Origin of the sequence: Pseudolabrys sp. FHR47, assembly GCF_005153485.1 — a bacterium.
In the GTDB taxonomy this organism is placed as follows: Bacteria; Pseudomonadota; Alphaproteobacteria; order Rhizobiales; family Xanthobacteraceae; genus Pseudolabrys.
Genome location: NZ_CP039740.1, coordinates 3057344 through 3078094 on the forward strand (window position 1 = coordinate 3057344; position 20751 = coordinate 3078094).

The 20751-nt window shown below is 63.2% G+C and carries 19 protein-coding genes and 1 pseudogene; 1 reads left to right on the forward strand and 19 read right to left on the reverse strand.

Annotation, left to right across the window (positions count from 1 at the left end):
• Positions 1-22: 22 nt before the first annotated feature.
• From E8Q40_RS15020 to E8Q40_RS15080, 13 genes and pseudogenes are all read right to left on the reverse strand, one after another.
• A complete protein-coding gene (locus E8Q40_RS15020) occupies positions 23-1015 on the reverse strand; it encodes an ABC transporter ATP-binding protein (RefSeq protein WP_137045304.1) in 993 nt (330 codons plus the stop codon).
• Positions 1012-2082 carry an ABC transporter ATP-binding protein gene (locus E8Q40_RS15025; RefSeq protein WP_137045305.1) on the reverse strand — a complete coding sequence of 357 codons (1071 nt, stop codon included), beginning with the start codon at positions 2080-2082 and terminating at the stop codon, positions 1012-1014. Before E8Q40_RS15025 ends, E8Q40_RS15020 begins: the two co-directional genes overlap by 4 nt.
• Positions 2079-2966, reverse strand: a complete 888-nt coding sequence (locus E8Q40_RS15030) for an ABC transporter permease (RefSeq protein WP_137045306.1) — start codon at positions 2964-2966, stop codon at positions 2079-2081. The genes E8Q40_RS15025 and E8Q40_RS15030 overlap by 4 nt, the downstream gene beginning before the upstream one ends.
• 4 nt (positions 2967-2970) lie before the next feature.
• On the reverse strand, positions 2971-3924 hold the full coding sequence (locus E8Q40_RS15035; RefSeq protein ID WP_137045307.1) for an ABC transporter permease: 954 nt from the start codon (positions 3922-3924) through the stop codon (positions 2971-2973).
• A 67-nt stretch (positions 3925-3991) separates the two neighbouring features.
• Positions 3992-5611: an ABC transporter substrate-binding protein gene (locus E8Q40_RS15040; protein ID WP_137045308.1), complete on the reverse strand. Its 1620-nt coding sequence runs from the start codon at positions 5609-5611 to the stop codon at positions 3992-3994.
• Between the two features lie 263 nt (positions 5612-5874).
• Positions 5875-7023 (reverse strand): FAD-binding oxidoreductase, encoded by a 1149-nt coding sequence (locus E8Q40_RS15045; protein ID WP_137045309.1) that lies wholly within the window; start codon positions 7021-7023, stop codon positions 5875-5877.
• Positions 7020-8444: an FAD-dependent oxidoreductase gene (locus E8Q40_RS15050; RefSeq protein WP_137045310.1), complete on the reverse strand. Its 1425-nt coding sequence runs from the start codon at positions 8442-8444 to the stop codon at positions 7020-7022. The genes E8Q40_RS15045 and E8Q40_RS15050 overlap by 4 nt, the downstream gene beginning before the upstream one ends.
• Positions 8441-8737, reverse strand: a complete 297-nt coding sequence (locus E8Q40_RS15055) for a (2Fe-2S)-binding protein (RefSeq protein ID WP_137045311.1) — start codon at positions 8735-8737, stop codon at positions 8441-8443. The genes E8Q40_RS15050 and E8Q40_RS15055 overlap by 4 nt, the downstream gene beginning before the upstream one ends.
• A complete protein-coding gene (locus E8Q40_RS15060) occupies positions 8718-9842 on the reverse strand; it encodes an FAD-binding oxidoreductase (RefSeq protein WP_137045312.1) in 1125 nt (374 codons plus the stop codon). Before E8Q40_RS15060 ends, E8Q40_RS15055 begins: the two co-directional genes overlap by 20 nt.
• 11 nt (positions 9843-9853) lie before the next feature.
• Positions 9854-10660, reverse strand: a complete 807-nt coding sequence (locus tag E8Q40_RS15065; RefSeq protein ID WP_137045313.1) for an ABC transporter permease — start codon at positions 10658-10660, stop codon at positions 9854-9856.
• Positions 10657-11559 carry an ABC transporter permease gene (locus E8Q40_RS15070; RefSeq protein ID WP_137045314.1) on the reverse strand — a complete coding sequence of 301 codons (903 nt, stop codon included), beginning with the start codon at positions 11557-11559 and terminating at the stop codon, positions 10657-10659. Before E8Q40_RS15070 ends, E8Q40_RS15065 begins: the two co-directional genes overlap by 4 nt.
• Positions 11556-12607: pseudogene (locus tag E8Q40_RS15075) on the reverse strand (ABC transporter ATP-binding protein). The gene E8Q40_RS15070 and the pseudogene E8Q40_RS15075 overlap by 4 nt, the downstream one beginning before the upstream one ends.
• Before the next feature lie 81 nt (positions 12608-12688).
• Positions 12689-13726, reverse strand: coding sequence for an ABC transporter substrate-binding protein (locus E8Q40_RS15080; RefSeq protein WP_246662865.1), 1038 nt, complete (start codon positions 13724-13726; stop codon positions 12689-12691).
• A gap of 196 nt (positions 13727-13922) precedes the next feature.
• Between E8Q40_RS15080 and E8Q40_RS15085 the strand changes: the two genes are divergently transcribed.
• On the forward strand, positions 13923-14792 hold the full coding sequence (locus tag E8Q40_RS15085; RefSeq protein WP_137046754.1) for a LysR substrate-binding domain-containing protein: 870 nt from the start codon (positions 13923-13925) through the stop codon (positions 14790-14792).
• Positions 14793-14904: 112 nt separating this feature from the next.
• On the opposite strand, the gene E8Q40_RS15095 is transcribed toward E8Q40_RS15085, so the two are convergent.
• The 6 genes from E8Q40_RS15095 to E8Q40_RS15120 are packed head-to-tail and all read right to left on the reverse strand — an operon-like array spanning position 14905 to position 20731.
• Entirely contained in the window at positions 14905-15300 is a 396-nt protein-coding gene (locus tag E8Q40_RS15095) for a carboxymuconolactone decarboxylase family protein (RefSeq protein WP_137045317.1), read from the reverse strand.
• Complete coding sequence (locus tag E8Q40_RS15100; protein WP_137045318.1) at positions 15297-16688, reverse strand: FAD-dependent oxidoreductase; 1392 nt, start codon at positions 16686-16688, stop codon at positions 15297-15299. Before E8Q40_RS15100 ends, E8Q40_RS15095 begins: the two co-directional genes overlap by 4 nt.
• A complete protein-coding gene (locus tag E8Q40_RS15105) occupies positions 16678-16980 on the reverse strand; it encodes a (2Fe-2S)-binding protein (RefSeq protein ID WP_137045319.1) in 303 nt (100 codons plus the stop codon). The genes E8Q40_RS15100 and E8Q40_RS15105 overlap by 11 nt, the downstream gene beginning before the upstream one ends.
• Complete coding sequence (locus E8Q40_RS15110) at positions 16964-18076, reverse strand: FAD-binding oxidoreductase (RefSeq protein ID WP_137045320.1); 1113 nt, start codon at positions 18074-18076, stop codon at positions 16964-16966. The genes E8Q40_RS15105 and E8Q40_RS15110 overlap by 17 nt, the downstream gene beginning before the upstream one ends.
• A 3-nt stretch (positions 18077-18079) precedes the next feature.
• Positions 18080-18793 carry an aspartate/glutamate racemase family protein gene (locus E8Q40_RS15115; protein WP_137045321.1) on the reverse strand — a complete coding sequence of 238 codons (714 nt, stop codon included), beginning with the start codon at positions 18791-18793 and terminating at the stop codon, positions 18080-18082.
• A 24-nt stretch (positions 18794-18817) separates the two neighbouring features.
• Positions 18818-20731, reverse strand: coding sequence for a TRAP transporter fused permease subunit (locus tag E8Q40_RS15120; RefSeq protein WP_137045322.1), 1914 nt, complete (start codon positions 20729-20731; stop codon positions 18818-18820).
• Positions 20732-20751: the final 20 nt, after the last annotated feature.

Consider the following 20751-nt stretch of genomic DNA (forward strand, 5'->3'; position numbering starts at 1 on the left):
TACAGCCGCAGGCCGCGTTCAATCAAGCGGTCGCCAGCGTGGATTCAACACGGATGCAGGCGGCGAAATGCTCCGGTCCGGTGAAGACCGGCGGCGGCTGGAGCTGATGACACCCTTCTATGGCGCGCGGGCAGCGCGGGCTGAAGGAGCAGCCCGGCGGCAGCGCTGTGAGGTCCGGTGGCGAACCGGGGATGGCCTGCAGACGCGAGCCTTTAACGGCCGAATGATCGGTGCGCGAGGCGAGCAGTCCGAGCGTATAGGGATGCGCCGCGCCACGAATGACATCGGCGCATTTGCCCATTTCGACGATGCGGCCGCCATACATCACCGCGATGCGGTCGGCGACCTCGACGGCGACGCCGATATCATGCGTCACAAAGATCACCGCCAGCCCCAGCTCGCGCTGCAACTCGCGCAACAACAGCAGCACCTGGATCTGCACCGTGGCGTCGAGCGCGGTAGTCGGCTCGTCGGCCAGCAGGACCTTCGGCCGGCACGCGAGCGCCAGCGCGATCATGGCACGCTGGCGCATGCCGCCCGACATTTCATGCGGAAAGTTATCGAGGCGTCTTTCAGGTGAAGGAATTCGCACGCGCTCGAACAGGCCAAGCGCGCGAGCACGCGCGTCCGCCTTTGAAATGCTCTCGTGTTGCAGCACCGCCTCTACGATTTGATCGCCAACGCGATAAACCGGATCGAGTGCAAGCCCCGGATCCTGGAAGATCATGGAGACGATCCTGCCGCGCAACCGCGCCAGGCCAGCGGGCGTCATCGCCAGCACGTCCTTACCGTCCACCGTCACCGAGCCACCGAACTTCGCTGACTTTGGATGCAGCCGCATCAAGGCGCGCAAGGTCACGCTCTTACCCGAGCCGGATTCGCCGAGCAGCGCCAAGGTCTCGCCGGGCTTGAGATTGAGATCGACCCCGGCCACCGCGCGCACGCTGTTGCCGCCGCCGGTGGCAAAATCCACCGTGAGGCCCTTCACATCGACAATGGCGCCAGGCTCGCTCATGCCGCCACCTTCGATGCGTTGGCGAGAGGATGACCCGGTGCCGGGTTGGCGATATGGCAGGCCGAGAGATGTCCCTCGGCGATACCGAACAGCGGCGGCTCGTTGGTCTTGCAAATATCGGCCGTATATTTGCAGCGCGTGTGGAAGCGGCAGCCGGGCGGCGGATTGATCGGGTTCGGCGGATCGCCGGTGATCGGCGCCTCCTCGGTGCGCTGATCCGGATTCATCGACGGCATCGAGGCAAGCAACGCCTCGGCATAAGGATGGCCGGGCTTGGCGAAGACCTCTTCCGCGGGGCCGACTTCGGCCACCTTGCCGAGATACATGACCATGACGCGGTCCGACATGAAGCGGACGACGTTCAAGTCGTGCGAGATGAAGATGTAAGTGAGCCCGAACTCGGCCTTGAGATCGAGCAACAGGTTCAGCACCTGCGCCTCGACCGATTTATCGAGGGCCGACACGGCTTCGTCGAGAATGAGCAGGCGCGGATTGAGCGCCAGCCCGCGCGCGATATTGACGCGCTGGCGCTGCCCGCCCGACAGTTCGTGCGGATAGCGCCCGGCGAAGCGGCCGGGTTCGAGGCCGACGCGGCGCAGAAGATCGTGCGTCAGCGTGGTCGACTGCGCGCGGGTGGCACCATGCACCCGCGGCCCGAACGCCACTGTATCCTCGACCGTCAGGCGCGGATTGAGCGAGGCGTAGCTGTCCTGGAAGATCATCTGCACCTGTTTGCGGAAGTCCACCAGCCCGAGCTCCGGCGAGCCGACCGCCTCGCCGTCGAACAACAACTCGCCGGCGTCCGGCTTGATGATCTGCATGATGAGGCGCGCCACTGTCGACTTGCCGCAACCGGACTCGCCGACGATGCCGAGCGTCTCGCCCTTGGCGACATCGAAGCTGACTCCATCCACCGCCCGCACCACCGGTCGGTCTTTGCTGAAAAGACCACCCTTGAGGCCGAAATGCTTGACCAGACCATTGACCGCAAGCAGCGGCGTTGCCGGGCCGCCGCGGTCGTCGCCGATCTGCGGTTCGTGAAGGGGAGCGCCGATGGGACGATTCATTGCTTGACCTCCATCGCGGTGCGCAAACCGTCGGAGAACAGATTGAAGGAAATCGAGGTCAGAAAGATCATCAGGCCCGGCAATGCCGCGACCATGGGCTGGTTGTAGATCGCGGTGCGCAACGTATTGAGCATCAGACCCCACTCGGCTTCCGGCGGCTTCACGCCGAGGCCGAGGAAGGACAGGCCGGCGGCGAGAATCATCGATACGCTGATGAGCGAGGTCGAGAACACGAAGATCGGCCCGAGCACGTTGCCGAGCACATGAACGCGCACGATGGTAAAAGCCCCTGCCCCCGATACGCGCGCCGCCTCGACATAATCGCGCGTCCTGATCTGCGTCGTCACAGATTCGGCGACCCGCGCGATCGGCGGAATAAAGACGATGGTCAGCGACACGATCGAATTGAGAATGCCGGCCCCTAACGCGCCCGACAGCGCAATGGCGAGCAGCACCGAGGGAAAGGCGAAGAAGACGTCGATGATGCGCATCACCGCCGTGTTGATCCAGCCGCCGACATAACCAGCGAACACGCCGATGCCGGAGCCGACCACGAAAGCGCACAGCACCGGAAACACGCCCATGAACAGCGACAGCCTTCCGCCATAGATCAGCCGGCTCAGCATGTCGCGGCCGAGTTCGTCGCCGCCGAGCGGATAGCCGGGAAAGCCGATAGGTTTCAGACGGCGCAGCATCGAGCCCTTGAACGGGTCGGCCGGTGCGACATAGGGCGCGAAAATCGCCGCCAGCGCGATGATCAGGATGACGGCGAGCGCCACCATCGCCACCTTGTCCTTGACGAGCCGCGCGAACACGCTTCCCCAGTAGCCCTTGCTGGCCTGCGGTACGGCGACGATGGGCGCCGAGGCGGTGATGGTCGACATGACGTCAGGCCCGCTGGATGCGCGGATCGAGCGCGGTTTGCAGAACATCGACGATGAGATTGAGCGCGACGAAGAACATCGCCAGCACCAGGATCGTGCCTTGTAAGAGCGGCAGATCGCGCTGGAAAATCGCGGCGTTGAGCAGAAAACCGGTGCCCGGCCAGGAAAACACCGTCTCGATCAGGATCGAGCCGCCAAGCAGATAACCGAGTTGCAGGCCCATCACGGCGAGTGCGGTCGGCGCGGCGTTGCGGACCACGTGCTTGAACACGCCCCATTCCGACAGGCCTTTGGCGCGGAGCGCCTGCACAAATTCTTGGCTCAGGATATCGGCGACCAGCGCGCGCACCGTGCGCGCGATAATGCCGGTGGGGATCACCGACATCGTGATCGCGGGCAAGATGATGTAGCGCAAATGCTGTGCGTCGGGCCGCCAGTGATCGGAGCCGCCGGGTCCTGCGCCGGTCGCGGGCAGCCAGTTGAGCTGTACGGAGAAGATGATGACTAGCACCATCCCGAGCCAGTAATGCGGCACGGAGACGCCGAACACCGACAGCGCGGACGCGCCCTTGTCGACCGGCGAATTGCGGAAATAGCCGGCGACGAAGCCGAACAGAGTACCGAAAGTAAAGCCGATCAAGGTCGCTACCGAGGCCAGGATCAGCGAATTGGTGACGGCGCGCGATACCTCGTCGAGCACCGGCCGGCCGGAGGCAATTGAATTGCCGAGGTCGCCCTGCAGCACCTTCCACAGCCACAAGCCGTATTGCACCACCAGCGGCTTGTCGAAGCCATAGACGGCGCGCATCTGCGCCTGCTGCTCGGCGGTGGCGTCGATCGGCAATACCGAGGTCAGCGGATCGCCCGGCGCCAGATGCACCAGCAGGAAGCAGATAATGCTCACGCCGATAGCAACCGGCGTGACGTAAAGAATTCGCTTGAGGGTGTAGGCCAGCATGCGCGTGCCCCGGCTCTTCGAAGAAATCGGGGAGCGCGATTTTCACGCGCGCTCCCCGCTCGTGTCGTTACTTCGCCACCGTGATCGGCGAGAAGTCCTGGAACCAGTTCTGCGCCTGCACGAAGCCCTTCACCTTCGCGCTCATGGCGCGGGCATTGACGTCATGCGTGACCATGAGGAACAGCGCCTCGTTCACGTACTTCTCGTGGATCTTCTCGAGTATCGCGGTCTGCGCCTTCGGATCGAAGGTGTTGCGGACCTGATCGAACAGCTTGTCCATCTCCGGATCGCAATAGCCGCCCCAGTTAGTTCCGTTCGGCGCCTTCAGATTGCATTGCAGGTGGCGGATGAAGCCGGTGAACGGATCCTGGATGAAGTAGGAGAAGTTGATGCTCTGGGCACCCTTGGCGCTCGGATCGGACGAGCCGGCGCGCCACAGATTGATCACCTGGTTCCACTCCACCACTTCGAACTCGACCTTGATGCCGACCTCGGCGAGGTTCTGCTGGATGAACTCGTTCATCGGCAGCGGTTGCATCTGGCCGGAGCCCGAGGGCGAGATGATCGCCTTGACGACGAGCGGCTTGTTCGGGCCGTAGCCGGCTTCCGCGAGCAGCTTCTTGGCGGCGGCAACGTCGTGCTTGACCTTGAAGGTCGGCTTGCCGAACCACTGGTGTCCCGGCGGGAAGAAACCTTCGGCCGGGATCATCAGGCCGCCGAGCAGTTCCTTCATGCCCTCGCGGTCGACAGCGAGATTGGCCGCCTTGCGCACGCGTTCGTCGTTCCACGGCGAGCCCGGCGCGCGCGACAGATGCCAGGTCCAGTTATGCGGATAGGCATTGGTAACGATGGTGAAGCCCGCACCTTTTAGCGAGGCGACCGCATCCGGCGCCGGCGCCTCGATCCAGTCGACCTGGCCCGAGCGCAAGGCGGCGACGCGCGCGTTCACTTCTGGCAGCGGCAACAGCACGAGCTTGTCCAGCTTGGGCACCCGCGCCTTGTCCCAATAGTCCTTGTTCGGCGTCAGTTCGGCGCGCTCGCGCGGCACGAACAGCGACAGCTTCCACGGCCCCGTCCCGGACGGCGTTTTGGCGAACTCTTCCCAATTCTTGCCGAGCTTCTCCCACTGCGCCGGCGACGACATCATGATCCAGGCGAGTTGGTAGGGCAGCGTCGCGTCCGGCGACTTGGTGACGATCTCGACGGTGTATTTGTCAACCACCTTGTAGGAAGCGACCGAGGGAATGCGCGACTTGCCCTGCGCCGACTGACGCTTGTCGAATTGCGGCGCCTCGGACACCAGGAGCTTGTCGAGGTTCCAGACGACGGCATTGGCATCGAATTCCGAGCCGTCGTGAAATTTGACGCCCTGACGCAGCTTGAACAGCCAGCGATTCTTCGCGGCGTCGGCCGGATCGACGCCGTAACTCTCGGCCAAGCCGGGCACCAATCCGGAGGGCTTGGTGGCGCTCGACAGATCCCAGTTGATGAGACCGTCATAGACCGTATAGCCCATGAAGCGCATGCCTTCACCGCCCTGATCGGTCTGGCCGGTGGTGAGCGGAATGTCGGACGCGGTCATGCCGATGCGCAACACACCCTGCGCCGAGGCCGGGTCCGAAGCCGATGTCGCGACCGCGAGCGACAGCCCCAGAGCAACGAAGGCGGATTTTCTGAAACTGAACATTTGCTGTTACCTCGAACGTTGATCTTTCGGGTATTCAGCAATTGCCATGCCAACAAATACTGGCGCTGGATCAGTACCTTAGAGAAGCAGGGCCCGTGCCACTCAGGCGACAAGCCCATCTATTAGGCAGCGCCTTTACGTTGACCTGCCACTGAGTATTTCCTCGCGCGGAGTTAGAGTCCGGCCCGCCAAAGGGAGACGGACGATGAAGCGCAAGAGGTTCGCCGAGGAGCAGATCATCGGGGCGCTGCGAGAGTGCAGGCCTATTCGAGGACCGGCGCATCGCCGGTCACGTAGGCTCTTTTCACGAAGCGATCGACGCGGAAGGGCTCAATCGGCAAGTGGGTGGTGCCGGTCGCGATCAGCTCGGCCATCAGCGCGCCGACTCCAGGACCGAGCTGGAAACCGTGCGCGGAAAAGCCGAACTGATGAAACAAGCCGTCTGCCGCCTTACTCGGCCCGATGACGGGAATGTCGTCCGGCATACGCGCCTCGATTCCCGCCCAGGCGCGGACGATGGTCGCGGCACGCATCACTGGAAACAGTTCATCGACCGTCCGCGCGCTGGCCGTCAGCTTCTGCCAGTCGAGCACGGTCGTATTTTCATCCGGATACGCCTTGCCCAGATGGCCGCCGCCGATCAGCACGGTACCGTTGCGGAATTGCTTGAACGACAGCTTGCGGCCTCGCAGGATGATCACCGGGTCGAGAAAGTGCGGCACGCGGGCGGTGATCATCAGCATCGGCGCGATGACGTCGAGCGGCACCGGTTCACCGGCCATTTCCGCCAGCCTCCCCGACCACGCACCCGCGGCATTGACCAACACCGGTGCTTCCAAGGCGCCGTCGGTTGTCGCCACGTGCCAGATGCCGCCGCGGCGAACGATGCTCAACACGCGCACGCCTTCGCGCACCATCGCGCCGCATTCGATCGCGCGGCGGCGAAAGGCCTGCGTCGTGCGAAACGGATCGGCCGCGCCGTCGCGGCGCGATACGACGCCACCCGGGCAGTAATCCGAAACCGCCGGCACCAGACGCTTGAGCTCCGAACGGTCGATCAGCTCTTCATGGGTGAAGCCGCGCAACCGCAGATCATCGACACGCGCGCGGCAATTGTCGAAATCGGCCTCGTCTTCGGCGACGAGCACCTGGCCGTGGCTTTCGAAGCCGCAGTCGTCGCCGACCAGATCCTCGATGCGCTCCCACAACTCCATGGAAGCCACCGACAGAGGTACCTCAGCAACGTGACGCGCAAGCTGGCGCACACCGCCGGCGTTGACGCCGGATGCGTGGCGCCCGCAATAGTCCTTCTCGAGCAGCAACGGCTTGACGCCACGAAGCGCCAGATGAAGCGCCGTCGAGCAGCCGTGGATGCCGCCGCCGACCACAATCACATCGGCGGTTTTCGTCATCCACGCACGACGGCTTTTTCGGCCTGTTCCGAATGCGGGATCGAGGCCAGTTCCTTCAAGGCCACCGGTTTCACCGGCGGCCGCAGCCGATAATAGCCGACGGCTTCGGGCGAAATACCCCGCGCTTGCGCGATCATTTCGGTCACGGTCAGCCCGCACAGCCTGCCCTGGCACGGGCCCATGCCACAACGCAGGAACGCTTTGAGCTGGTTCGGCCCTTCGACGCCGAGCCCGATCGTGTCCTTGATCTGCATTGCCGTCACTTCCTCGCAACGGCACACAATGGTGTCGCCATCTGGCAGGCGGAATTGAGACGCCGGCTGGAACAGGACATCGAGGAAGGCACGGCCACGTTCGGCCCGCCGCAATGCCTTCGCAGTATCCGTACGATCCGGCGTCAGGCTGCGTTTTCCCGGCGCCAGCGCCTGGACGGCTGCAAGCGCCGCGATGCGGCCGCGCTCTACAGCGGCTTGCGCACCGCCAATGCCAGCGCCGTCCCCGGCAATAGCGATCCCCGGCACAGACGTATTGCCGTCGGCGTCAAGCAAGGGTGCCCAGCACAATTGCCTGTCGTCCCAGCGATGCGCGACACCGGCCGCGTTGGCCAGATTGACATTGGGCACGACACCTTGGTGCAGCAACAGCGTATCGGCCGCCATGCTTTGCTCGCCGCCGCCGGCGACCGAATAAGCAACCGCATTCAACCGATCGCCGCCACGGACCGCCAGGGATGTGACGTTCGCGACCACGCGCACCCGACGCTTGACCTCACGCATCAGCGCGAGCCCCTTGGTCCAATAAGGCGACATCAGGAACGGCAAGGCATGAGGCAGAGCGCGCCAATAGTTGCCACGCGGAGTGGTGTCGAGAATGGCCTCGATGGCGCCGCCGCCACGCAGGACTTGCGCCGCATAGAGCCAGAGCAGCGGCCCGGTCCCGGCGAGCACGACCTTGCCGTCAGGCACAAGACCGGAGGCCTTCAGCAGTGTCTGACCGGCGCCGACCGTCATCACCCCGGGCAGCGTCCAGCCCGGGATCGGGAACGGCCGTTCGAGCGCGCCGGTTGCAATGATCACGCGCCGTGCCTTCAGAATTTGCGATTGACCGAGCAGCGACACCGCAATCTGAAGATCGCGGTCGAGACTCCATACGGTCGCGCCCTGTACGATCGTTGCACCGCTGCCGCGGGCCTCCGCGACCAGAGTTTCACCGCGCCAGTAATCGTCACCGAGAACATCGCGGCGTTTGACCGGCGTGGTGTTGATGGCCCGGAATATCTGTCCGCCAGGCTGCGCGTTTTCGTCGAGCACCAGCGTCGACAGTCCCGCCTTGCCGGCAACGCTGGCCGCGGCAAGACCGGCTGGGCCGGCGCCGATGATGACAACATCGTATTGTTCTTTCGGTAATGGCAGAGCGGTCATGCCCTCGCCTCCCGCTTGCCGTGCTGGGTTTCAATCCGCATGCCGTGCTCGACGCGAATGAGACAGCCCTGACGGTTGCCAATGCCGTCCACCGTAACCAGGCAATCGAAACAGACGCCCATCATGCAGTAAGGCGCACGCATGGCACCGGAGACCGGCGTCTCCCGGCAGTGGCTGCGACCGGCCGCCAGCAGGGCCGCTGCGACACTGTCACCCTCGCGGGCATCAAAGGGTTCGCCGTCGATCGTCACCGCGACCGCGGCGCCCTGGGTATCAGGCAGCCTTTTGAACATGGAACCTCTGTGCCGAGAAGACCTGGGTTTGTTGAGCATCAAGGGAACCGCGCGCGATCATTGGCGCCAGGACATAAGCGTGAACCGCGGCAAGCGTGACGCCCGAATGGCAGCACGCAACGAATGCACCGGGGCATGTTTCCGACTGGTCATAGATCGGAAATCCATCCTGTGTCATGACGCGCAGGCACGACCAACTTCGTATGATGTTGACGTTGGCCAGAAACGGGAACGTGCGCTGCGCGCGATCGAGCATGACGGAGTTAATGGCAAAGTTCATACCTCCGTCGTCGGTTGAGTCCTCGTAGCTGTCGCCGATCATCACCGTGCCTTCGTCGGTCTGACGTAATGTGCCGATCGGATAGCGCATGAAGCGCTGCAGGCGCTCCGTGACCACGATCTGGCCGCGGCAGTTGAACTGCATCGGCGCGCTCAAGCCCACCATTGGCGCGAGATGGGCATTGGCGTTGCCGGCGGCGAGCACGATCTTGCCCGCCTCGATCTCGCCTCGCGACGTATGAATGCGAAATAGTCCGCTGTCATAGTCAATGCCGCCTACCCGATGGTTCGGCCGATAATCGATGCCGAGGCGATGATTGGCGAGATGAAAGGCGTGAAACAGACGCAGCGCATTGACGTGGCCGTCGAGCGGGCAAAAGCTCCCGCCGACCACGTCCTGCCCGATGCCGGGCAGCATCTTTTCGACTTCGCTGCGATCGAGCAGCGCGACCTCGTATTTTGCCACGCCCTCCTGAGCGTGGATTTGCCGCATCATTGCACGCCGCGCCTCCATCTCGCGCTCGGACAGGCAGATATTGAAACCGCCGGTTTGCTCGAGGCAGACGTCCAGCCCCGTCCGCTCCTTCAGCTCCGCCTCAAGCTGCGGCCAACTTTGCGTCGAGCGGATAGTCCAGCCGGTGTAGGCCGGCATGCCGAGACCTTTGCTCTGCACCCAGACCAGCGCGAAATTACCGCGCGAGGCGCGCTTGGCGATGTCGCCCTCATCGAGAACGACGACACGCTGACCGTCGCGCGCCAGACCAAAGGCGATGGCCGAGCCAAGCACTCCCCCGCCGACCACCGCAATGTCATAGTCCTTTGCCAAGTCCAACTCTCCTACGGCTCGTTGACGCCGCGGCCCGACAGTAGCCGTTCCAGCCCGTAGACCCGATCGAGGGCTATGAGCGCCAGCGCCGTGAGCGCGATGACGACCGCCGATACCGATGTCACCAGCGGATCGATATTGTCCTGGATGTAAAGGAACATGCGCACCGGCAGCGTCTCCGTACCCGGCGCCGCGACAAACACCGTCATGGTGACCTCGTCGAAGGACTGGATGAAGGCGAGCGCCCAGCCCGATATGACGCCCGGCAAGATCAATGGCAGCGTTACCCGTTTAAACACCGTCCAGTCCGATGCGCCGAGCGATATCGCCGCCTGTTCGATGGCGCGGTCCATGCCGGTCGCGGAGGCAAGCGTCAGCCGCAAGGCGAAGGGAAACACGACCACGATATGAGCCAACACCAAGCCGGTAAAGGAACCGCCCAGCCCGACCAGCGAAAAGAACCGCAGAAACGCAATGCCGAGAACGACCGGCGGTATCATCAGCGGCGACATGAACAGCGTCGCCAGCGCGTCGCGGCCTTTGAACCGATAGCGTGCGATAGCAAGCGCCGCCGGTACGGATAATGAGATCGCGATCGCCGACGATAGCGCGCCGAGCCAGATGCTGACCCAGAAAGCGCGAACGAACTCCGGATACTGGGCGATGGCGCGGAACCAACGCAACGACAGCCCGTTCGTCGGGAGCGAGAGGTAACCTTCCGGAGTAAAGGCGACGATGCAAACGATGGCGATCGGCGCCAGCATGAAGATGACGAACAGCGCGTGGTAGCACAGCGCCAGCGGCCCATTGCGGCTCATCGGAACACCTCCGCGTAGCGCCGTTCGATCAAGCGGTTGGCGGTAACGATGATGATGACGAGTGCTACCAGCAGCAGGGTCGCTACCGCCGCGCCGAGGGGCCAGTTTAAGGTGTTGAGAAACTCGTCATAGGCGAGCGTCGCCGCGACCTTGAGGCGGCGGCCTCCGATGATCGCCGGGGTCGCGAACGCGCTGGCCGAAAGCGCAAAGACGATGATGCCGCCCGACAACATACCAGGCACGATCTGCGGAAAAATGATCCGCCGCAAAGTCGTGAAGTGCCCGGCGCCGAGGGACGCCGCCGCATCCTCGATCTTCGGATCGACGCGTTGCAGCGCCGCCCATACCGACAGCACCATGAATGGCATCATCACATGCGCCAGCGCGATCACCACGCCGGTCTCTGTGAACATGAACGGAATCGGCGACGAAATAATGCCGAGCTTCATCAAGGCGGCGTTCACCACGCCGCTATTGCCGCCGAAAAGCAGCGCCCAGCCGAGCGTGCGCGCGACGATAGAAATCAGCAGCGGCCCCAGCAGAATGAGCACGAAGATGCCGCGCCACGGCCCACGCATGCGATTGAGGATGTAGGCCTCGGGCGCGCCGAACACCGCCGTGATAATGGTGACCAGAGCCGCAATACGGAAGGTGCGCGCGAACATCTCGTGGAAATACGAATCCGACCAGATTTCGATCCAGTTTTTCAGGATGAAGACTGGCTGGATGCCCTTGTACTCTCCCCAATCGTGAAACGAGAGCGCCACGGTCATGAGCAAGGGTAAGACGACAATGACCGCGAAAAAGACGAGCGCCGGCAGGCTCAGCAGCCAAGCCGCGCCTGAGCCCTTCCACCAGCCCCGCGAAACGCCTTCGCTGCCTAGCCCGGCCGTGCTCATGAGCGCGCTCCAGCAGCTCGGAGCGCCATGTCCTCGCCGCGCCAGACGAGACCGACCTTTTCATTCTCCGCGGGCATCGCCTCGCCGCCATTCTGGCGGATAACAAAAAGCGGCCCGGCTTGCGTATCGATACGATAGAGCCAGTGATTGCCCTGAAAAATCCGGGTCCGGACCATCCCGGTCAATCGCCCGGGGCACAGTCCGCAAACGCAACCTTCTCCGGCCGAATCGAGGCGATCACCGCGCCATCGATTGGTCGGCGGCTGGTCCACTGGCCGTCGGCGATCGCGACGCGGGTTTCGCCGCCTTCGGTTCGCGCGATGCCCGACAGTTCGTTGGTCCTCCCGAGAAAGCCCGCCACGAAAGCCGTTGCAGGTTGTTCATAGACCTCCTGTGGAGACCCGATCTGTTCGACATGGCCGCCGTTCATCACGACAATTCGGTCCGACAGCGCCATCGCCTCGGCCTGATCGTGAGTCACCAGAACGGTGGTGGTGCCGATCGTGCGCTGAATCTGGCGCAATTCGATTTGCATCTCCTCGCGCAATTTGGCGTCGAGGTTGGACAACGGCTCATCGAGCAGCAAGATATGCGGACGGATAACCAGTGCGCGGGCCAAGGCCACGCGTTGCTGCTGGCCTCCGGACATGCGGCGTGGAAAGCGGTCGGCGAAGCCACTCAACCCAACCAGTTCAAGCGCGCTTTTGACGCGTTCGGCGCGCTCGGCGCGGCCCACCTTCTGCATCTCAAGGCCGAAAGCGACGTTCTCCGCCGCTGTCATATGCGGGAACAGCGCGTAGCTCTGGAATACGACGCCGAGGCCGCGGCGGCTCGGTTTCATCGCGACGAGATTCTTACCGTCGAGGAGAATGGCGCCGGCTGTCGGTTCGACGAAGCCGGCGATCATCTGCAGTGTCGTCGTTTTGCCGCAACCCGATGGCCCAAGGAGAGAAATGAACTCCCCGCGCTCGATCTTGAGCGACAGAGCGCCGACAGCAACGAAATCGCCGTATCGTTTGCTCAATTCATCGAGAACAAGAAAAGACATGTCTGGCGAGGTCCTATCTGAGGGCAAGGAAATGCCGTCGCCCGGCCGCTTCGCGCGCAAGAGCCGGGCGACAACGATATCCTAGCGCTCGACCTCGCGATTCCAACGGCTGGTCCAGGCCTGCCGGTGTTCGTTGATCGTATCCCAATCAGGATTGATCAATTCGGCGGCCCGCTGGCCGACCGGCGCCATCTTGGCGAGTTCCGGCGGCACTTTCACAGACTTAACCACAGGGCCGTAACCATAATCCTTGAGCAGGACCACCTGCATGTCCGGCCGTAGCAATGCCTTGATGAATTCCGAAGCCATCGGCGAGGCATCCGGCTTGACGATCGGGCAGGCCGTGACCAGCAGGGAGACTGCGCCTTCCTTCGGGTAGACGAAGTCGACCGGGAAACCGGTGTTGGCAAACGACTGCACGCGACCGGTGCCCCACACGCCGATCACCGCTTGCCCCGACTGGAACAGCTCCGTCATCTTGCCGGGTGACGGCTCGTAAACGAGAACGTTCGGATTGACGTCGTTCTTCATCACCTTGAAGCCGGGATCGATGCTCTTTTCGCCGCCGCCGTTCATCCGGGCGAACATCATCAGGGCGTGAAGACCGTAGGTGTTGTTGATGGGCGGGATCACCACCATTTTCTTGTACTTGGGATCCTTGAGGTCGTTCCACGATGTCGGCGGCGCCCAGCCTTTCTCCTTGAAGTACTTGGTGTTGTACATCAGGCCGGTCCCCACGAGGCCGATGGCGACTGCCTTGTCGTCCTTGAACAGCGCGGTGCCGTAAAGATCATCCTTGGGCAGGCCGGCAATCTTGCCGCAAAAGCCAAGCTGAATGGCCTGATACATCGGGCCGTCGTCGACGATCGCAACATCGATCTGCTGGTTGCTCTTTTGCGCCTGCAGCTTGGCCAGTGTGTCGGTCGAATTGCCGGCAACGTATTCCACCGTCACGTTGTGCTTCTTTTCGAAGACGGGAATGATCTCCTTGCGGACGGTCTGTTCGAACGAGCCGCCGTAGCCGGCGACGTAAAGCTTCTGCTGCGCCGTGGCCGGCGATGCCGCCCCCAGAAGCAGACCTGCAACGGTCACCGCACGAAATTTCGAAAATTCAATCATGGGACCCTCCAATAACGCGCTGTCGACGTGGTGTTTGGTCGTTTCGTTATCTTCCCGGACTGCATTGCCATGATTTTCCAACTGTGCCTTAATCGTCAAATTCATTCTCGGGCGCTATTCATAACTGGAGGTTATACTGGCCAATACCCCGCCGCGACGGCTGAACGTGCGCCAAATCGAGGCCTTTCGCGCCGTCATGATCACCGGCAGCACCACGGGCGCCGCGGCGCTCATGGGGGTCACGCAGCCTGCGGTGAGCAAGCTGATCCGCGAGTTTCAGCTCCAGCTCAAGATCAAACTGTTCGAGCGGAGCGGTACCGGCATCGCTCCGACCGCAGAAGCCGTGACACTGTTCGGTGAGGTCGAGCGCTCCTTTATTGGGGTTGAACGCATCGCCGAGGCCGCCGAACAAATCCGGCTCAGGCGGACAAGCTTGCTGCACATCGCCGCGTTGCCGATGCTGGCCAATGGATTCCTGCCGCGCTTTGCCGGCGAGTTTGTCTCTAGCCGCCCGGAACTCGATCTTGAATTATCCGGCGTCATCTCGACGCTCGTGGTTGACTGGGTTGTCAACAGGCAATGCGATTTCGGCTTCGCGTCACCACAGATCGACCATCCGGCCTTGCAGAAGATTGCCATGCCGTCGCTGCCTTATGTCGCTGTCATTCCCGAGGGCCATAAACTCGCGCGCAAGAAGGCGGTCGTGCCGAAGGATTTCGACGGCGAAAACTTCATCTCGCTAAATCACTCGACGCAGAGCCGGCGTCAGGTCGATGCTATTTTCGCCGAGCACGGCGTTTACCGCGTAATGCGGGTGGAAACCCATCTGTCCGAGATCGTCTGCGGCCTGGTCTCCTCAGGCCTCGGCGTCGGCATCTGCGACCCGTTCACCGCCCGCGAATTCCGCGGTCGCGGCGTGGTCGCCCGGCCGTTCCAACCGGTCGTGACGATCGAGGTCTTCGCGCTTTATTCGACGCACCATGCGCCGACCGCGATCGCCTTCGAATTCATCGAGCAATTCGCTGCCCACATTCGGAAATTCGACCGAGAGTACCGGCGCAGCTGACACATATGGAGCGCGGCGTCGGGCCGATGACCATCACCATGCTGCTCGCCAACACCGTCGCCTCGGCTGAGCGACGGCTGTCGGTGACGCAGCCGGCGGCCTGAGCGGCGTCTTACTTCTCGAAAGCCGGGTCGATCGGCACGCGGTAGCCATTCACCAGGCGGTTGGTTTCATTCGCCATGCCGACCACGGCCATCAGTTCGCCGAACATCGCCGGCGTCATGCCGGCTTTCGCCGCCGCCGCGCCGTGGCTGGCGATGCAATAGCCGCAATTGTTGGTGACGCTGACGGCGACGTAGATCATCTCCTTCACCACCGGATCGAGCGCGCCCGGCGCCATGACCTCCTTCACGCTCTCCCAAGTCCGCTTGAGTGTCTTGGGGTCGTTGGCAAGATACTTCCAGAAATTGTTGACGTCATCGAGCTTGCGCGAGGTCTTGATGTCGTCGAACACCGCGCGCACTTCGGGCGAGGCGTCGGCATATTCGATCGCTTTCGGTTTGCTCATGATCCCTGGTCTCCCTGTGTGGTTGATAGCCCGGCGATGTCGCCGACGGTAACGGGTTTGATCGGCATGCGGATGCGGAAATAGCCGGCCTGTGCCGGTGTCTCTTCGCGCAAGCCCGCCAAGGTCTCACCGACGGTCAGCCCGCATAGGCGGCCCTGACACGGGCCCATGCCGGCACGCGTGAAAGCCTTGAGCTGGTTCGGCCCCGGACAGCCCTGCGCGGCCGCCGCGGCGACATCGCGCCGGCGCACTTCCTCGCAACGGCAGATGATTACATCGTCCAGGCGCGGCTGTCGCATCCCATCGCGCGGCCGGTACAGCACATCGAGAAAAGGCCGGACCAACAACTCGCGCGCACGCCGCAACCGCGGCGCGGCATGATCCCTGCCCGCACCACGGCCGAAATCGTTGGCGATCGCCACCGCTGCAATCTCGCCGGACAGTTCCGCTGCCCGCGCACCGCCAATGCCGCCAAGATCGCCGGCGATGGACAGCCAATCGAGATTGGTGCGGCCGCTTCCGTCAATCACCGGCTGCCAGCTCAGCTGACGCTCATTCCAGCGATGCGCGCAGCGTGCCGCCATGGTGATGTTAGCGTTCGGCACAATGCCCTGATGAAGAAACGCCCGCTCGCAGGAAAGCTCGTGTGAACCCGACGCATCGGTCCAGCGCACCGCCGATAGTCGACCCTCGCCCACAAGCGCGACACTGGAGACGTTGCGATGAACAGCAATCCCTGCGCGCCGGATCGCGGCAAGCAGCTTAACACCCTTGACGAGATAAGACGGTGCGGCAATCGCGCCGGGCAGATGCAGCGCCGCCTTGATCCTGTTGCCCGGCTCGGCAGTGTCGAGCAAGGCACGGACCCGCACGCCGGCCTGCAAATACTGATAGACGACAAGATAGAGCAGCGGCCCGCAGCCGATGAACACGGCGTCGTCTGCCACCGCGCCGGATGTCTTGATCAGGATCTGCGCCGCGCCCGCGGTCATCACGCCGGGCAGTGTCCAGCCCTCGACCGGAAACGGCCGCTCCATGGCGCCGGTCGCCACCAGCACACGCCGCGCCGCGCAATCACCGCCACCCTGCGGCGAGGACCAGGACAAACCGTCCTCGCCGATCCGCCACACCGTGGCGCGGCTTTTATAATCGGCGCCGCAGGCCATAAAGCGTTCGGCCAGATCGAGACCCGCAACATAGTCAGGCCCGAGAATGGCGGCACGCCGATCGCGACCGGCCTTCAGAACGTTGCGATAAATTTGCCCGCCCGGCGACGGCTGCTCGTCGAACACCGCAACCGACATCCCCCGCGCGCGCAACGCGATCGCGGCGGCCATGCCGGCCGGTCCGGCACCGACAATGGCGACATCCAGAGGTTCACTTGTCATCGCGAACCTCCGGCGCGCCGGACTGGCGCGTCACCGACATTCCCGCCCGCACGGTTTCGAGACAGGTCTGCCGGTTCGGATGGCCGTCAATGACGGCGAGGCAGTCGAAACACACGCCCATCATGCAATAGGGTTCGCGCGGCGCGCCGCTCACCGGAGTCGTGCGGAACGGGCGCAGGCCGGCCGCCAGCAGGACCGCGGCGAGATTGTCGCCTTCCGCGGCGCGAACCAGCCGCCCGTCGACATGAATGTCGACCAGTGGCCCCTGTCGATCGTCAAGCAGCCTGAACATCGAACCGTTTCGGTGAGAAGGGCGCGACCAGATTCAGGTCGAGGCCGCCGTCGCGAATGGCGCGCGCCATGGCGCCGGCATGGAAAGGCGCGAGCGTCACGCCACTGTGCACCGACAGCGCATAAGCCCGTGGCGTCTCGGCTGTCTGGTCGTAAACCGGCACGCCATCCGGCGTCATGATGCGTAGCGCACTCCAGCTGCGCACCACGCGTAAATCGCGCAGCAGCGGAAATACCGTCACGGCGCGGCGGGCATTGTCGCGCAGCACCGGCAAGGTCGTCGCGTCGTCGAAACCCGCCTCCTCCGATGACTCGCCGAACAGGCAGCCGCCCTCGTCGGTCTGGCGGATGAAGCTGACGCCAAAGGGCAGGAAGGGTTTGACCTTTTCCGTCACCAGGATCTGCCCGCGCACCGGCCGCACCGGCGCGCTCAAGCCCAGTTGCGGCGCCAGCTTTGCGTTGCCGAGACCGCCGCAGAACACGACGCTGCCGCAATGAACCGGACCGCCATCGGTGTCGATGCGGAAGCAGCCGCCTTCCCGTTTCACCGAGCGAACACAGCTATGCGAACGATAGCGGCCACCGAACTTGATCAGGGCCGTCATCAGCGCGCGCAGAAGATAAAGCGGATTGGCCGAGCCGTCGTGGGGCGAATAGATGGCGCCAACCACATCGGGCCCCACCGCGGGCAGCCGTTTCGCGATCTCCTCACGGGACAAAACCTCGACCCGGCTTTTCACACTGGCCTTGCGATTGAGCTCCTCCAGCATGGTCGCGCGTTGCATCAGCTCGGTCTCAGTCAGGCAAATGAAGCAGCCACCCGGCCGGCGGTAATGCACATCAATGCCGGTATCGGCTTCGAGCATCGCGGCGAAGTCTTTCCAGTCATCGGCCGTACGGCGCGACAAATCGGCATAGGCCGGCTCGGTCGCACCCTTGCCCAGCACCCACACATTGCCGAAATTGCCGCGCGCCGCACGGAACGCGATGTCGCCTTCGTCGAGCAAGGTCACCGCCGCGCCGGCTTTAGCAAGACCATAAGACACCGCGGCCCCGACCGTGCCACCGCCGATGACGACAAATTCAGACGCCCGCATCGCTCAATCGTTCTGATATCGCCGCGGCCGCAGCGCGGCCTGGAACAGATTGACCATCGTGACCGTGTCATAGACCGGGATGCCGAGGCGGTCCACGATATCGGCCGTGAACGGCGCCAGATTGGTGCATTCCGATACGATCGCGCCGACGTCCGGATGTTTGCGGATCAGGCTTTCGGCGGTGGCTACGACTTCCTCGCGCAAGGTGGCGTAGGTTACCGAATTGTCGCCTTCCTTGATCCAGCGCACGAAGTTGGACGTCGGCGCCATGCCGACCACCGGTGTGTCCTGTGCGATGCCGACCGCTTCGAGGTACGGACCGTTCAGCGTTGGACCGCTATAGGTGAGAATGCCGACACGCTTGCCGCGCGGTAGCATGCGCTCGACCATCGGCACCTGCAGCAGGCTGCTGGTCGCCACCGGCACGCTGCAATGATCGGCCAGTTCCTTCTGGTAGATCGACAGGAAGCCGCAGGTCGTGGTGATGCCATCGACGCCGGCGGCGATCAGTTCGTCCGCCGCGCGCTTGAACGGCTCGAGCAGGCTGGCATTGTGCAGTTCCGTCATCCGCGCCGGGATGGCGTCCTCGACAATGCGATACTGCACCGGAAACGACCATGTCTCGGCATTGCCGATATCGCCCAGATAACGGCGGAAGGTGCTTTTCACCATCAGGATGCCGAGGGTGACGCCGAAATAGGTCTTCTGTCGCTGCATGGATCCGTCTTCTTCGATTTGAGGTCAGTTGGTTTCGGCCTGCGGTGCCGGCACGCTTCTCGAGGCCGCCACACCGAAATAGTAGCGTCCACCGAAAATGACCGCGGCGATCAGGGCATAGGCGAAGATCGCGCGATAGAATTCGTGGACCGGACTGTACAGTGCGCAGACAGCACCAATCGCGAGCAGCGGCAGGCGCATCCACCATGGCAGCCTGCCGTCCGTATAGCCGATATAGCCGAGCACGATCAGAATTACGCCGCCGGAAATCGCCAGCGCCGTGCTGACGATCTCGAACCATGTACCGCGAAACGTCAGCGCCGGCTCGTAGATGAAGGCGATGCCGACGATGAAGCCGCCGGTCGCCATGCGAAAGGCGTGGAAGCCGGTCGACATCGGATTGGCCCGCGCGATGGCGGCGGCCGCATAGGATGCCGCGGCCACCGGCGGTGTCGCATCGGCCAGCACCGCGAAATACAGAACGAACAGATGGATGCTCAGCAGCGATGCGACATTGTATTCGGCGATCAGCGGCGCGCCGATTGCGGCGGTGATGATATAAGCGGGCGTCGTCGGCACCCCCATGCCGAGGAACAGGCAACACGCCGCGATCAGGATCACGAGCAGCAGCAGCGATCCGCCGGCCAACGTCTTGATGATGCCGGTGAACGCAAGCAACAGGCCGGTATTGGTGAGGCCGGCAGTGATGATGCCGGCTGCCGTCACCGCCACCGCAATAATGCAGATCGTCTGGCCGGCGCTGACCAGCGAATCGAACACCTGCCGGGCCGTCATCCACGAATGACGGCGGATATAGGAGGAAACGAACACCGCGATGGTCGCCCAGAATGCGGCCATATAGGGCGAGAAGCCCTGCGCCATCAGCGTGATCAAAATGATCAGCGGAATGGCGAAATGAATGTCGCGCAGCACGTCCCGGAAGCTGGCGATCTCTTCCGGCGGCAGCGCACCGATGCCGAGACGCTTGGCGTGAAAATGAACACTGACGAAAATAGCGGCGTAATAGAGCACGGCGCCCATCGCGGCGGCGACGATGATATCGAGATACGGGACCGAGATCATTTCCGCCATGACGAAGGCCGCGGCGCCCATCACCGGCGGCATGATCAGGCCGCCGACACTCGCCGCCGCCTCGATGCCGCCAGCCAGTGGCGCTGGGAAACCAAGGCGTTTCATCTGCGGAATGGTGAGCGACCCCGTCACAACGACGTTCGCAACCGACGAGCCACTGGTCATGCCGAACAGGCCGGATTCGATGACACACACTTTCGCCGGCCCGCCCGTGAAACGGCCGGCGGCGAAGCTGCCGATATTCTGGAACAGATGCCCCATGCCGCTGCCTTGAAGAAAGGCGCCGAACACCAGGAAGGCGGCAACGATCGTCGCCGAAATGCCGGTGAGCTGACCGTAAAGGCCGCTGCCATTCATCAGATAGAGAATGTCGGCCACCTGGTTGTAGGGCAGATCGCGGTAGTACCAGACGCCCGGCAGCAGATGGCAGATGAACATATAGAGGATGACCAGCGCCGTCAGGATCGACAGCGCGATCGACAGTGCGCGGCGCACCGCTTCCAGCACCAGCAGAGTGAGCGCCGTCGCCAGCACCATTTCGGTCATCGTCAGAGGATCGATGAAGGCGCTGCGGTCATAGACCCGCTCTGGATGCAGATAGATGTAGAGGCTCGGCAGGAATGCGATCACCGCGAGCACCCAGTCGAGAATGCTTGGCCGCGATTTCGGCGACGTCGGGAGCGCCGGATAAAGCAGGAAGACCGGCGGTACGGCCAGCATCAGATGGATACTGGCCAGCTTCAAAGGTTCCGGAAAGCCAAAGCCGGTGAAATAGAAATGGACGATGGCCGTCACGGCGAGCCAGACGGCAATCATCAGTTTGATCGGGCCTTCGAGCTGTCTCATCGCTTTGGCTTTCTTCTTGG

Excerpts from the sequence above, each read along its gene's own strand:
- E8Q40_RS15055 (WP_137045311.1), bottom strand. The coding sequence starts at position 8,737 with ATGTTCAAAAGGCTGCCTGATACCCAGGGCGCCGCGGTCGCGGTGACG.
- E8Q40_RS15110 (WP_137045320.1), bottom strand. The coding sequence starts at position 18,076 with ATGCGGGCGTCTGAATTTGTCGTCATCGGCGGTGGCACGGTCGGGGCC.
- E8Q40_RS15065 (WP_137045313.1), bottom strand. The coding sequence starts at position 10,660 with ATGAGCCGCAATGGGCCGCTGGCGCTGTGCTACCACGCGCTGTTCGTC.
- E8Q40_RS15115 (WP_137045321.1), bottom strand. The coding sequence starts at position 18,793 with ATGCAGCGACAGAAGACCTATTTCGGCGTCACCCTCGGCATCCTGATG.
- E8Q40_RS15035 (WP_137045307.1), bottom strand. The coding sequence starts at position 3,924 with ATGCTGGCCTACACCCTCAAGCGAATTCTTTACGTCACGCCGGTTGCT.
- E8Q40_RS15120 (WP_137045322.1), bottom strand. The coding sequence starts at position 20,731 with ATGAGACAGCTCGAAGGCCCGATCAAACTGATGATTGCCGTCTGGCTC.
- E8Q40_RS15050 (WP_137045310.1), bottom strand. The coding sequence starts at position 8,444 with ATGACCGCTCTGCCATTACCGAAAGAACAATACGATGTTGTCATCATC.
- E8Q40_RS15030 (WP_137045306.1), bottom strand. The coding sequence starts at position 2,966 with ATGTCGACCATCACCGCCTCGGCGCCCATCGTCGCCGTACCGCAGGCC.
- E8Q40_RS15045 (WP_137045309.1), bottom strand. The coding sequence starts at position 7,023 with ATGACGAAAACCGCCGATGTGATTGTGGTCGGCGGCGGCATCCACGGC.
- E8Q40_RS15100 (WP_137045318.1), bottom strand. The coding sequence starts at position 16,688 with ATGACAAGTGAACCTCTGGATGTCGCCATTGTCGGTGCCGGACCGGCC.
- E8Q40_RS15080 (WP_246662865.1), bottom strand. The coding sequence starts at position 13,726 with ATGATTGAATTTTCGAAATTTCGTGCGGTGACCGTTGCAGGTCTGCTT.
- E8Q40_RS15095 (WP_137045317.1), bottom strand. The coding sequence starts at position 15,300 with ATGAGCAAACCGAAAGCGATCGAATATGCCGACGCCTCGCCCGAAGTG.
- E8Q40_RS15085 (WP_137046754.1), top strand. The coding sequence starts at position 13,923 with ATGATCACCGGCAGCACCACGGGCGCCGCGGCGCTCATGGGGGTCACG.
- E8Q40_RS15020 (WP_137045304.1), bottom strand. The coding sequence starts at position 1,015 with ATGAGCGAGCCTGGCGCCATTGTCGATGTGAAGGGCCTCACGGTGGAT.
- E8Q40_RS15105 (WP_137045319.1), bottom strand. The coding sequence starts at position 16,980 with ATGTTCAGGCTGCTTGACGATCGACAGGGGCCACTGGTCGACATTCAT.
- E8Q40_RS15040 (WP_137045308.1), bottom strand. The coding sequence starts at position 5,611 with ATGTTCAGTTTCAGAAAATCCGCCTTCGTTGCTCTGGGGCTGTCGCTC.
- E8Q40_RS15070 (WP_137045314.1), bottom strand. The coding sequence starts at position 11,559 with ATGAGCACGGCCGGGCTAGGCAGCGAAGGCGTTTCGCGGGGCTGGTGG.
- E8Q40_RS15025 (WP_137045305.1), bottom strand. The coding sequence starts at position 2,082 with ATGAATCGTCCCATCGGCGCTCCCCTTCACGAACCGCAGATCGGCGAC.